Source organism: Cytobacillus pseudoceanisediminis, assembly GCF_023516215.1.
In the GTDB taxonomy this organism is placed as follows: Bacteria; Bacillota; Bacilli; order Bacillales; family Cytobacillaceae; genus Cytobacillus; species Cytobacillus pseudoceanisediminis.
The window spans coordinates 1,865,505-1,879,014 of the sequence record NZ_CP097349.1 but is presented as its reverse complement, the minus strand read 5'-3'; the positions used below and the strand labels follow the sequence as shown (position 1 = coordinate 1,879,014).

The following is a 13,510-nucleotide window of genomic DNA, read 5'->3' as shown; positions in this document are numbered from 1 at the left end:
GAGTAATACTCCGTACGGTTTTTGCAGCTCTTTTCTCCTTACTCCCTTTTCTGTCTGTTAAGCTAACCAGGAAAGTTGAAATTTATTGCTTGCCAGTTTAGTTTGAGATAAAATAAAAAAATTGGGAATGCTTTTCAACTTTTTATAAAAAGGATATAAATATGTTTAAAAATATAGATTTATTTAATCAGGCCTTTTTTTTGCTCCGATTGGGATGTCGATAGTCTCATTAGAGGGAAAATGGATTAGGGTAAATCATGCTTTAACTAAAATTACTGGATATACAGAGGACGAGCTCCTTACCACGAACTTTCAAACGTTAACCTATCCAAAGGACTTAGATACTGATTTATCTTACACACAAGAATTAGTGGAAGGAAAAAGAGACTCTTTTGAGATGGAAAAAAGGTATGTCCATAAAAGCGGGAAGATTGTATGGGTGTTATTATCTGTATCCATAGTGCGGGAAGGGAACAAGCCATTATTCCTTATTTCTCAAATACAAGATATAACCGATCGTAAAAACTCAGAAAGAATATTGAAACAAATGGCTCATTATGACTTTCTAACCCAATTGCCAAATCGGAGATTATTTGAAGAACGACTTAATCATGCAATTGAATCAGCTAATTTCAATAAAGGGCTAGTCGCAGTACTGTATCTTGATTTAGATGGGTTTAAGCAAATAAATGATACCTTCGGTCATGACTTAGGAGATTTATTGTTAAAAGAAGTCGCGAGCAGGCTTACAGGTTGTATAGGAAATAAGGATACTGTGGCCAGGCTTGCAGGTGATGAATTCACGATTTTACTTCCGGAAACGACAATCGATAATGCAAAACATGTTGCCGAACGGATCATCGACATTCTATCTAATAAAGTGTCGGTGCAGAATGTTGTTATCTCAATAACTCCCAGTATCGGAATTGCTTTTTGCGATGATTTCAATATGGATGTCAGGAATTTGCTGAAATATGCTGATGAAGCTATGTATCAAGCAAAACAGAACGGAAAGAATAATTATCAAGTTTCACAGATCAGATAAAGCTAAATATGACTTTATTATTAGCGTTGATCCACGGAGGATTGATGCAATTTTTGTTGAATTCAACTTACGGATGCTTATGTTCAAAATCTGCTGCTAAACGCAGCTTTTTTCTTTTGAACTAAAGAGGCTGGTTAGTCAATAAGGATTTATATTATAACAATAACTTTTGAAATATGGTAAATACCTAGGTGTTAATATCATACTTTTGACTATTTAGAATAAAATGGCAGTAAAATGATATTGGAGGGGTTTTATGGAGCTAGTAGGACAACAAATTTACCTTAGACTTTACAAAACTTCTGACGCCTGCGAGTTAGCTAACTTACATACTAGAAATCGCGAATTTTTTCAACGAGTTAGCCCATTACTCCCGGAAGCCTTTTATACGGAAGAACATCAAAAATTACGCATTGAACAGGCTTTAAAAAAGACAGGCGAAGGGCAATTATATGCTTTTGGAATCTTTTTAAAAGCAACTGATAAACTTATCGGAGACATTTCATTAACTCAAATTACTATGGGAGACCAACAAAGCTGTTATACGGGATTTACTTTAGATAAGGAGTATAATGGAAAGGGATATACAACAGAAGCTCTTCAACTTGTTGTAGATTTTGCTTTCAAAGAATTAAAACTACATAGAATTGAAGCAGGAGCTATGCCTGATAATATAGCATCTATTCGTGTATTAGAAAAAGCGGGGTTTAAAAAAGAAGGTATAGCTAAAGAAAATTTAAAGATTAATGGAAAGTGGACAGATCATCAAGTATTAGCTATCATCAACAGCTTGGATGCATAAGCTCGTTTCACTTCCGATAATTTTTCTGTAAACGAAACGTGTTCTGGAGTGAGACTGCCTGATACAAATTTTATAAATCATACCAACTCTACTTCAAGAAAAATATTAACGTCAAAACTGTAAATCATAAGAGGGATTTGGTATTTACCTAAGGAGTTGCTTGGCAACTCACTTTTTTATAGTGCTTTGTGAAGTGTTTCACTTAAACTACCGGGTGCTTCCCTTAAAGAACTGGCTGCTAAAAAATACAGCCTTTTTCTTATTTGACTAAGGGCATTATCTTTTATAATACAGCTGATAAATTATGGTATAAATAACTTTTACCAGGAGAAACTACAAAATAAAAGAAGGTGGGTTTATTTTGTTAAGTAAAGTTGTACTTTGGACAATTTTAATTGCTCCATGGTTCACATTATTCTTTTTAAAGAGAGAAGATATTAAGCGTTTTATGCCTGTTGCAATATTAGCTGCATTTCTAATGGTTCTCTATAACTTGATAGCTCACAATCAAAAACACTGGATAATTAAAGAATCAATTTTACCATGGTTAAAACCTTCCTTTGCTTCAGGTATACTAGGTGCTTTTTTAATTGTAACTATATGGATTTTTTACTTCACATATGGTAAGTTTTGGATTTACTTAGTGACTAATATTGTACTGGATTTTATGTTTGCAATTTTCCCTGTCCATTTTATCCTTCAGGAAAAATTAAAAATTTATCAATTGATTAACATAACTCCTTGGGGTCGTCTTTGTATTTTCATCACACTATCAATTGTTATTTATGGTTACCATTATTGGCTCGAGGAAGTGTTTAAGTCCACTTATAAGGATTCTGGCAGCTTATAAACTATTCAAAACAAGGGTAAAAGATTCAGCTGTCATTTCTGGCGGCTTTTTTTGTTCAACTAAAGGACAGATTTGAGAAAACGGTATTAAACAAAGGGGTTCAATAAGGTTTTGCCTTATGGTTATAGGTTTCAATTATTAAGTGATGTCCCTTAACCGCTGCAATAGTAAAGAACTAATTTTCTAAAAGTGTAACTTCTGATTGAGGAACTAATTTTGTTTGGTAATCTTTCTTGATTTCACAGAAACCACTTTCATATATCCATAATACGGTATATGTGTCAGTTTTATAAACAACTTTGGCTCCTATACTAATGGTTATACCTCCTAGAATGCATGGTTAAGGGACAATTCTAAATTAGCATATTGTAGGATTTTATTTAAAGGGGAAATTTCCTCAACAAAAGAAAAAGCCCATTAAAGGGAAAAAAGGATGTGCTGAAAAAAACGATTATCATTAAGGAGTTAATAAATCTATAAGCTTGACTAAATTTATAGGTGATTGCTTATGAGCCTAATTATAAACATTGAAACATTCCCTTATAGAGGGACCAGGTTGGAGCAAGCTTATCAGAGGAGCCGTATACATTGTATTTACTATAAAGGAGATAGTGCTTTTGAAACAAAGGAGTAAGGGAATTCCTAGTTAAGGCGTTACACAGAGAAAAGAGTATTAATGATTGTAAAACAATAAAAGTGACCATGGTTAGCTAATTCTTATTACGATTTGTATTTTTATTTATTCGACGTATAAGATATTCAGTTTGCAATTGTCCTACTACTGCAGCAATAATAATATTCGCTATATTAAATATCGTTAGCCATTTAATTAGCATTCGGGTATCCTTAAACACAAAAATCATGCCTTTCGCTAAAGAGGTTGTATTACTTTTTTGTTCCCAGACATTTAAAAATTATAATGTTCCTGCAAAGTTCGAAGAAGTTGTATTAATAAGCATCTTGTTTCATTAATCTTTTCTTCCCGCTATATATACCAGGGTAGTAGCTATAGCCCAAGTAAAAAAATTATTGTTGAAATAGCTAGTAAAAACCAGGGAGTGTTTAAAATATGTTGATCTATCCAATGAAGCATGATATCACCTCATGTACTAAGAGAAAGGGCTGAAACTTATTCAATATACAAGGAGAATATACAAAGCCCTTACTCCAGAAGTATTATGCCCAGTGCTTGTGAAATTATCTAATTTAAAATACAAAAACACCCGCAGATTTGCAGCTACCCTGTGAATTGATCTGTAGTATATGTTCAAAATTGAATGAGGATGCGAGTAAGGAGCATGGCTTAAGCGAGTAAACTGGAAAGCTTGCCTTATCTTTACTCTTTATTTTTATCTTACCCAAAGAAAAGGGATTTAAGTATTTCAGATGGTCTTATTGATGTTTCATCCGTAACCAAACTTTGCACTAAGAAAAAGGACGTTTATCAATTAATTGTGTGTATTTTAAAGATCAGCTGCCATATTTGGTGGCTGTTTATTATTTTACTAAAAAGGCAGGTTAGCGAAAAAAGGGATTATTTTAAAGAGAGGAGAATTATTTATTCTTGATGGATAGAAAAAATTCAATTTAAAGGGGAATAGAATGAATATTAGACCATATAAAGAGACAGATAAAGCTTTTCTTGTAAGTCTTTCAACACGGTTTGCGAAATTCGACCTTATGGCCGCGTGATCCTCAAAAAATGGAAGAGGCACAATTAAAAATAGCTGAAGAATCTCTTAACGATCCTTCACTTTATACAGAGATCTTTGTGGCAGAGGAAGAGACAGGGGATTTATTAGGTTTCATAGAAGTAAAACCACATAAAGATTTTTTAAGCGGTATAGAACAAGGAACCTAGTAGCCATTGCAGTTTCATCTAAAGGTGAAGGGAAGGGTATCGGTAAGAGCCTAATGGAGAAGGCAGTAGTTGGGCTCAGCAAAAAGGATATCATCAACTCTTCCTGATGTCTTTGCCAAGAATGATCGTGCGGTAAATTTCTATAGGCATTTAAACTATGAAACTGAAGTACTAAAATGGTAAAAGAGATTTAATGCCTTGTACTAAAGAATTTTATTTCCAGAAATCGGTGCTAAATACAGGCTTCCATTCCGGTCAGCTTTTTTTATAAAAACTATAGGGCAGGTTTGTGGAACAAGGAATTCTAATAATAATTGTGAAATAGTAATAATTAACAATGTTTCGTTTTGCTTTTATACTGTTTTTTTCAAGGTCAATTATTTCCTAAATAAGGAGGGGCTTTTTGCAAATTTTTTTAAATATAACTGGATGGTAAGAGAAGACTGTTATCGCTGGTGTGAAGAGTTAAGTGAAGAAGAACTCCAGCAAAACCGAACGGGTGGAATGGGAAGTATTTTGTATACACTTTTCCATATAGTTGATGTCGAATGGAGCTGGATACGGCTCTTACAAGGAAAAACCGACTTTCAAGAGAGTTTCGATGGTTATAAAAGTTTGAATAAGGTTCGAAAATTGGACGCTGAATTTCATTTAGAAGTAGAAAACTTTGTGAAAAATTGGGATGCCAGTATGGAAAATCGTTTATTTTACGATACCTTACCAGATGGAAGAATAGTGACGGATACCTGGGGTGAGATTATGCGTCATACTATTGCTCATGAAATTCACCATATAGGACAATTATCAATTTGGGCAAGGGATATTGGAATAAACCCTGTTTCTGCAAACCTTATTGGTCGGGGTCTTTCCTCTCATTCCTATAAATAGTGCAAATAGAAAGCAATATAGCCGGTTTCTGTATATTCTGGGTGTGATAATTTAATTTACTTATTCTGCTGCTTATTCGGTTTTATGTAGATTATGAGTTTGTTAAGAAAGTAGCGAGTCGTTGAGTTCGGAAGCATTAACCGCTATTTTTGTTGAATACCATATTGAACAAACTTTTTTTATTGAGGAATATGAAGAAGAATTGTTGATTTTTATCTTCGAAATTTAAATGATAAAAAAAGAGGTGCTTAATGGATAATTTGTATGATGATAAATATCATCTGCATTTAGGTTATTACCAGGATGATTGTGATTATGAGTCGATAGCATTTAAAAGAAAATCAGAGGATATATGGGATATATTCTTTGACTTTAAAGCGTATGGGATTAAAAATAATACCCCAGTAAACGAATTAACACTAAACTCATACGGAACGAGAATTTTTTCAATACGCAATAAAGAAATTGATTATGATAGTGGGGTATACCAGTTTAAGCAATGGTTATCCATTAATAAGATAATCTTAATTGTTGGTTAATGAAGAAGATGACTGCTGCTGGGTTTTTTGTTGTTCTTACGGGGCAGTTTTATGAAAGGGCGAGTTTTGCTTTTTTATCCGACATAAACCTTGTCAAAAGGGCTGTCATTTCGGTGCAGATTTTTTAAAAAGCAGTTCTAAACGGAACCCTTTACTCTAAGGATGGCGAAAAAGAAACCTCTACTCAAAAAATGAGAGCTAATCGAAATGAATAACGACGAAAAAGAAACCCCTCTTTAATAACGGATGTTAATCAGAAAGATAATTTTGCCAAGTCCACTCTAAACCAACATCCTTAGACGATCCGGCAAACCCCAGAACATCATTTCTTTCTCCCCAACCTTCCCTATGCTATCATTAACCAATAGTCTATTCTGGGAGGATTTATCTTTGAAAAAGGACTTATTTGAAAAAGCAGCAGAATTTATAAAAATGTTTTATAGTGAACAGAATAGAAGTCCTGCTGAACTAAGCAACAGACTAATGGAAATCGAATATTCAATTGCAGAGCACGGAGTTTATGAACATACTTATGAAGAATTGGAATTTGGTGCCAAAGCTGCCTGGCGAAATAGCAATCGCTGTATAGGGAGACTGTTCTGGGATCATCTAAAAGTTTTGGATAAGCGGGAGGCGAAAGAAGCGGATGAAGTATTTTCTGCTCTGTTTGAACATATACAATTTGCCACTAACAATGGCAGGCTTCGTCCGGCCATCACCATCTTCTCTCCTGACACTTCCGAACAGAAAATCAGAATTTGGAACCATCAGCTAATCCGGTATGCTGGCTATGAGACTGCGGATGGGATTATTGGCGATCCCCACTCCATCCCTTTTACTAAACAATGCGTGAAATTGGGCTGGGAGCCGAAGTACGGCAAATTTGATGTGCTGCCATTAGTTGTTCAAATGTACAATCAGCAGCCCCGATTAAGGGAAATACCTGAAGAGCTGATTCTCGAAGTCGCGATTGTGCATCCAGAATATAATTGGTTCAGTGACCTCGGCTTGAAATGGTACGCAGTCCCGATGATATCGGATATGAAGCTGGAAATTGGGGGCATTTCCTACAAAGCAGCCCCTTTTAATGGCTGGTATATGGGTACTGAAATTGGTGCGCGAAACCTGGCAGACGATTTTCGTTATGACGTGCTCCCGCAGATTGCCTCATTATTGGGGCTGGATACCAGGTCGCATTCTTCGCTTTGGAAGGATCGGGCACTGGTGGAATTGAATGCAGCTGTATTGCATTCATTTAAAAAAGAAGGTGTCAGCATAGTAGACCATCATACTGCTGCACAGCAGTTCAAGAAATTTGAAGAAAACGAAAAGGGCCAGGGAAGGGATCTGACCGGTGACTGGACCTGGCTGATCCCGCCCGTATCCCCTGCAGCTACACACATTTTTCATAAACAGTATATTAATGAAGTAAAAACGCCTAATTACTTCTATCAGGATACTCCTTATCAAAAATGAAAGCCGGCATCAATCATGCTGGCTTTCTGCATTGGTTAATTCATCTCTTCATCACTGGTTCTCCGGTCTGTCTTCTCAGGAGGAATCTTGGAAAGCTGGTCCATAGGCTCCATCATAGATTCAAGAAGACTTCCTTTAACTTGATTCTGTTCATCCATATTATCCGGCTGAATAGTATCGCGGTTGTCCATCACTTCACCTCATTTTACTAATTTTTCATAGAATTTACTTCCCGCTTAATGATTATTCCAAAAACCGAGAAGTCATAGGTTAAATTCCCTTCCAATGGAAATAATGGAGGCTAAAAGATCTTTTGGAGAAAACGTATGACAAATATATTATTGATTGCAACTCTGGCTATGATTTTTATATTATTTATCTTTTTAATTTTAATGTTGATCGGCTGGCGCTGGATCATGAAGCGGCTCGTTAAGCAGGCAGGGAAAATAATTATGACAGACAGCTACCAGGAAAATCTCATTGAGCTGATCCCTGGTTTCAAGCATATGGGCATTCAAAATGCACTTGAAAATAACCTGCGAGCCGAAACGGGTGATGTCCTGCACCGCCCATTTGGCTCTTCGAAAAAATGGCCTCATTTCGATGAGATTACCTTTATTCCTGCACAGACTTCGCCCTTTCCGATTGACGGGGATGAAGATGTTGATGTGAAGGTGACAATCGGGCCAAAAGCGAAAAAACCAATGAAAATCAAAATACCCCTGATGATTAGTGGAATGGCCTATGGAATAGCATTGAGTGAGCAAGTGAAAATTGCGCTGGCAACAGCTGCCAAGAATACAGGTACGGCTGTCAATTCCGGTGAAGGAGGAATCCTTCCCGAAGAGCTTGAAAGTGCAGGAAAGTATATCCTTCAGTTCTCGAAAACCGAATGGGGGAAGGAAGAAAAAACCATCAAACGTGCCGACATGATTGAAATTAAGCTGGGGCAGGGAGCTGTAATGGGGATGGGAGGAAACATATCTCCTGAAAATTTAACCGGCCGTGCAAGGGAAGTAATGGGCTTAAAGGAAAATGAAACTGCGCATATAATGGAACACTTTTTTGATAAACAGACATTGAAGGATTTAAAGGAACTGGTGGATGAACTCCGCAGTATGACCGGAGGTGTTCCAATTGGTGCAAAAATAGGGGCAGGAGGAAAAATAGAAGAAGACATTGACCATTTAATCGAAATGGGCGTTGATTTTATAGCAGTTGATGGGGGCCAGGGAGCATCTGTCGGTGCGCCGCCTTTATTGTCAGATGATTTTGGGATTCCAACTTTACATGCTCTCATCCGTGCATCCAATCACCTTGAAAAACGAAAAAGAAGGGGGAAATCAGCTTAATTGTATCAGGCGGCCTCTTCACACCAGGACACTTTTTAAAAGTCCTCGCTCTTGGCGCTGATGCTGTCTACCTTGGATCTGTTATGCTGTTTACTGTTTCCCATAAGCAGACTTTGAATTCGCTGCCTTTTGAACCGCCAACACAATCTGTGTGGAACGAAGGTAAATTCAAGGATACCTTTAAAATCGAAGATGGGACAAAATCTGCAGAAAAGTTTTTAACCGCGAGCACGGAGGAAATCAAAATGGCTTTGCGAGCCATGGGGAAAAAGACTTTAAAAGAACTGTCCAAGAAAGATCTTGTGTCCTATGATGAGATGACGGCAAAAATGATCGGGATTCCATTTTCCTTTGAACCTTGGGAAGACAAATCAAAGAAAACTGAATAACAGCCTGGCGCTTTTAGCCAGGCTGTTATTCATCAATATCTCTCTTAACTTTTGATTTCTGAGGGGCTGAAACCGATGCGGATTCTGAGTTCTTAAATACACCGGCCTTAAAGGCTGAAACGGAAATCTGAGAAATGAATCTTTCAAGTCCCGGTATCTTGGCGGGTAAAACGGCTCCAAAAACGGTCTTCCGAGAGAGGTAAGCCTGATCATATGCGTCAGCAAGATGCAGGAACAGAACAACACACCTACAAAACCCCATAAATTGGCGAAAATTAAAAACGGAAATCTTAGAAATCGAATCGTATTATTCATCTTGTAAACAGGTGTTGTAAAAGAGGCAAGAGCTGCCAATGCGATAATAATTAACAAGACATTACTTGTCAGTCCTGCCTGTACAGATGCAGTTCCAATGACAATCCCTCCTACGATACCGATTGTCTGCCCGACTTTCGTGGGCAGTCTGGCTCCAGCTTCTCTTAAAAGCTCAATTACCAGTTCAAGCATTAAAGCTTCATAGAAAGGCGGCAGGGGAATATGCTGTCTTGAAGTCACCAGTGTACCTAACAAATCCGTGGGGATAAGCTCCATATGATAAGTAAGCGTTGCAACATAAATGGACGTGATCTGTATGGAAAATATAACAGAAAAGGCCCGCAATATTCTTGCAAAAGAAGCGATAGTCCAATTTAAAAAATAATCCTCAAAGGAACTGAAGAATTCAGAAAACGTTGTAGGGGTAATCAGCACATGCGGTGACCCATCTATGGCGATCACGATTTTTCCTTCTGCAAGGACAGCGGCTGCCCTGTCCGGTCTTTCTGTATCGAGCAGCTGAGGGAAAGGAGAGTTCTTATTATCAGAAATGAGCTGTCCAATATAAGAACTGTCAGTGATTTCATCAAAATCGATATTTTCAATTCTTTCTTTAACCATGCTGACATAATCTGCATTCGTGATTCCCTCAATATAGAGAACGGCCACCACTGTTCTGGATATGCTTCCGATTATATATTCCTCAATGATCAGTTCAGAGACGGGCAGCCGTTTGCGGATTAAATTTAAATTATTGTCTAAAGACTCGACAAAAGCTTCCTTCGGTCCAATAACCGTTTGCTCGACTTCCGGATGCGTCAGCTCCCTTACATATGAACATTTAGCAGCCATAAAAGCCGCTTTTTGCTTTTCTGCTTCTACTGTAACCATCACATAGCCATTTAAAAGCAAATGTTCTGCTTTTGAAAGATCCTCACAAATTTGTATGCTTGCCGATGGCAAAAGCTTTTTCAAATCATCGATCTTGTTGAACTCACCCTGAAGAAGCTGAGGAAGCAAACTCTTGGTGATCATTTTTTGGTCAGTCAGTGTTTTGAAATAAATAAAAGAAAAACAGAGACCTGTTTGCCTATTGCTATAATTTACCTTTTGGAAATCGTGAGATCGTGAAAAGGACTTTTCCAGCTCGACAAATTCATACTCGGATATATTCTTCTTCTTTTTTAACTCTTTTTTCATACACAAATCACCAGTTTGTTTCGGCATTATGTGTAGTGTTACCGTTTTTGGAAGGATTATGAATGAATAGACGGGGAATAGCTAAAAAAGCCTTCCTGAAGAAGGAGGAAGGCATTTTTAATTACACGGGTTCTTCTTCCGGCTGTTTAAAACAGGCAGAAACAAGCATTTCAAGATTCTCAAATTCTTTAGCATCCAAAAAGGAAATGCAGCTGCGCAACGTATTCAGTGCGCTATCAATGAGAAATTTTCTTGGCTTTTTCGAATGAACCATTTCTTCCTGAATAAAGTCCAGAAGATCCATGCAATCGTTCTGAGATTCCTGCTGTATGGACTTTTTTAAAGTCAAAATGGATTTGCAAAGAATATGCACATTTCTATGATCTGTCTGCTTAAATCTGTTTTCAATCAGTTCAGGCTTCAGCAGGTATTCATCGGCAGAACTGACCTCTTCAACGACCTTCCTGATTCTTTCTACACTATAACGGACCACAGGATTAATGCTTGAAGAGAACTCAAAGAATTTTGTATAGTATTTTACGTTATGATGGAGGATTCCAAGGAACATCACAGCGCAGTCCAGCAAATAGGGTTTCTTGTCTTCACCAAAAATTTCAATAAACCGGTTGAAAATCCAATCCACCATTCTAAGCTGGCCTTCTTTAATGAACTGCTTGAGTTCAGGATCATTTGAAACAAGCACTTCTTCAAAAAGGGCAACCAATTTATTCGTCCGATTCATATTCATTTGTAATTCTATCTGCTGTGTGAATACTTCTAAGCTGCTTGGATCCTGGCCAATAAGGAGCTTATTGCGTTCATCCTCCATTTTTTTATGCAATGTTTTAAAAATGGACATAAGCAGCTCATTTTTTGAGGAAAAATAATTATAGAAGGTTCCTTTAGAGATCCCGCTGTATTCTAAAATATCCTGAATGGAGGTAGCTTGAAACCCTTTATCCAGGAATAATTGATGTGCTTTTTCTATTACATGCAGTTTCCTGTCATTCATTTATTATCACCTGTCATTTTATTTGAACTGTGTGTATAATTTAATAGTACATCATTCTAAGACTTTTCACAAACCCTCTATTTAACAAGGATTTTTTTGTTGCAAAAATTGTACTCATGGTATATTATATGGTTTGTGTGTAACGCAAGTATAAAAGAATGAACTGATAGTACAGGAGGAAAAATGCAAATGGAACAAGCAATAAATAAAAAAACAGATCGACCGCCCTATGGGATTCTGGCTGTTTTAATGATTGGGGCATTTATTGCCTTTTTGAATAATACATTGTTAAATATTGCCTTGCCATCTATTATGGCAGATTTAGAAATTGAAGCGGCAACAGTGCAGTGGCTGACTACCGGCTTTATGCTGGTAAATGGTATTTTGATCCCGGCTACTGCCTTTTTAATTGAAAAATATACAGTCCGCAGGTTATTTATTGTGGCAATGGGGCTATTTACAATTGGTACGCTTGTAGCGGGTGTTGCTCATGCATTCCCGGTATTGCTGGCAGGCAGAATGCTGCAGGCATCAGGATCGGCAATCATGATGCCTTTGTTAATGAATGTTATGCTGATCAGCTTTCCGGTGGAAAAACGCGGAGCAGCCATGGGTGTATTTGGCCTGATCTTAATGTTTGCCCCTGCTATTGGGCCTACTCTTTCCGGATGGATTATTGAACATTATGATTGGAGAATGCTATTCCACTTCCTTTCACCAATTGCCGGTGTCATACTAGTGCTTGGTGCCGTCATGCTAAAAGACAAAAAGGAAAAAGTGAATATTCGTCTGGACCTGTTTTCCCTAATTCTATCAAGTGTAGGGTTTGGCGGAATACTTTATGGATTCAGTTCTGCAGGGAACAAAGGCTGGGATAGCCCTCATGTATATTTGACAATTGCTGTAGGTGTCATCAGCTTAGTATGGTTTATCCTAAAACAATCGAAATCTGATCGTCCAATGCTCAACTTTGGGGTATATAAGTACCCGATGTTTGCCTTGTCATCAGCCATCAGCATGACCGTAAATATGGCGCTGTTCTCCGGGATGATTCTGATTCCGATTTATGTTCAGACACTAAGGGGAATTTCACCGCTGGATGCAGGATTGATGATGCTTCCAGGTGCCATTGTTATGGCCGTGATGTCGCCATTAACAGGAAAGCTGTTCGATAAAATCGGCGGCCGGATACTGGCGATCATTGGGTTAGCCATTACAGTTGGAACTACTTATGCATTCAGCAGGCTGACTCTGGAAACAACTTATACACAGCTGATAATTCTGAACTCAATCAGGATGTTTGGGATGTCCATGGTCATGATGCCAGTTTCTACGAATGGCTTGAACCAGCTGCCAAGAAGACTTTATCCTCATGGAACAGCAATGAACAACACGCTGAACCAGGTGGCAGGAGCCATTGGTACAGCCTTATTGGTAACAGTTATGTCAACAAGGACAGAAACGCATGCTGCTGAAATCGCGAAAGAAGCGATGAAAGGCGGGGCTATGGCTAATGGCGGCCAAATGACTGAAGCCGCTGTGGCGGAAATGCAGCAGCAAGTTTTAATGAAAGCCATGCTCGAGGGAATCAACGATGCTTTCTTCGTAGCAACCTTCATCGCAGCAGCTGCACTGGTTCTGGCCTTCTTCATTCAACGTGCAATACCAATGGAAGACTCGGTTGAAGAGCCAAAGCAGGAGAATATGGTGCCTAAATTAGCAAAAAATTAGTTAGAAGAGGGGGAATCTTAGGATTCCCTCTTTTTTATGGTTATATGAAA

The 13,510-nt window shown here is 37.8% G+C and carries 10 protein-coding genes and 2 pseudogenes; 9 read left to right on the top strand and 3 right to left on the bottom strand.

The window, feature by feature from the left end:
• Window positions 1-214 precede the first annotated feature (214 nt).
• The 7 genes from M5V91_RS10045 to M5V91_RS10015 all read left to right on the top strand — a co-directional run bounded on the left by M5V91_RS10045 (window position 215) and on the right by M5V91_RS10015 (window position 7,461).
• Complete coding sequence (locus M5V91_RS10045) at window positions 215-1,045, top strand: sensor domain-containing protein (RefSeq protein WP_284522075.1); 831 nt, start codon at window positions 215-217, stop codon at window positions 1,043-1,045.
• 256 nt (window positions 1,046-1,301) lie between these two features.
• Complete coding sequence (locus M5V91_RS10040; protein WP_009330420.1) at window positions 1,302-1,847, top strand: GNAT family N-acetyltransferase; 546 nt, start codon at window positions 1,302-1,304, stop codon at window positions 1,845-1,847.
• 361 nt (window positions 1,848-2,208) lie between these two features.
• Window positions 2,209-2,697, top strand: a complete 489-nt coding sequence (locus tag M5V91_RS10035) for a hypothetical protein (protein WP_019383533.1) — start codon at window positions 2,209-2,211, stop codon at window positions 2,695-2,697.
• A 1,702-nt stretch (window positions 2,698-4,399) separates the two neighbouring features.
• A complete protein-coding gene (locus tag M5V91_RS10030; protein ID WP_251175198.1) occupies window positions 4,400-4,558 on the top strand; it encodes a hypothetical protein in 159 nt (52 codons plus the stop codon).
• Window positions 4,559-4,987: 429 nt separating this feature from the next.
• Window positions 4,988-5,446, top strand: a complete 459-nt coding sequence (locus M5V91_RS10025) for a DinB family protein (RefSeq protein ID WP_284522074.1) — start codon at window positions 4,988-4,990, stop codon at window positions 5,444-5,446.
• Window positions 5,447-5,697: 251 nt separating this feature from the next.
• Window positions 5,698-5,985 carry a DUF3986 family protein gene (locus M5V91_RS10020; protein ID WP_251175200.1) on the top strand — a complete coding sequence of 96 codons (288 nt, stop codon included), beginning with the start codon at window positions 5,698-5,700 and terminating at the stop codon, window positions 5,983-5,985.
• Window positions 5,986-6,375: 390 nt separating this feature from the next.
• Window positions 6,376-7,461, top strand: a complete 1,086-nt coding sequence (locus M5V91_RS10015; protein WP_284522073.1) for a nitric oxide synthase oxygenase — start codon at window positions 6,376-6,378, stop codon at window positions 7,459-7,461.
• Between the two features lie 35 nt (window positions 7,462-7,496).
• Here the strand turns inward: M5V91_RS10015 and M5V91_RS10010 are convergent, their stop codons facing one another.
• The gene (locus M5V91_RS10010) at window positions 7,497-7,652 is read right to left on the bottom strand and encodes a hypothetical protein (protein WP_009334889.1); all 156 of its coding nucleotides are present in this window, start codon (window positions 7,650-7,652) and stop codon (window positions 7,497-7,499) included.
• A gap of 135 nt (window positions 7,653-7,787) precedes the next feature.
• Between M5V91_RS10010 and M5V91_RS10005 the strand changes: the two are divergent.
• Window positions 7,788-9,202, top strand: a pseudogene (locus tag M5V91_RS10005) (FMN-binding glutamate synthase family protein).
• Between the two features lie 25 nt (window positions 9,203-9,227).
• Here M5V91_RS10005 and M5V91_RS10000 read toward each other — a convergent pair.
• Together M5V91_RS10000 and M5V91_RS09995 are read right to left on the bottom strand one after the other, a co-directional pair.
• Window positions 9,228-10,717 (bottom strand): annotated as a pseudogene (locus M5V91_RS10000) (spore germination protein).
• Window positions 10,718-10,838: 121 nt separating this feature from the next.
• Window positions 10,839-11,729, bottom strand: a complete 891-nt coding sequence (locus M5V91_RS09995) for a TetR/AcrR family transcriptional regulator (protein ID WP_009334886.1) — start codon at window positions 11,727-11,729, stop codon at window positions 10,839-10,841.
• Between the two features lie 189 nt (window positions 11,730-11,918).
• Here M5V91_RS09995 and M5V91_RS09990 point away from each other — a divergent pair, with 189 nt between their 5' ends.
• Window positions 11,919-13,460, top strand: a complete 1,542-nt coding sequence (locus tag M5V91_RS09990; RefSeq protein WP_251175202.1) for a DHA2 family efflux MFS transporter permease subunit — start codon at window positions 11,919-11,921, stop codon at window positions 13,458-13,460.
• The last annotated feature ends 50 nt before the right edge of the window (window positions 13,461-13,510 follow it).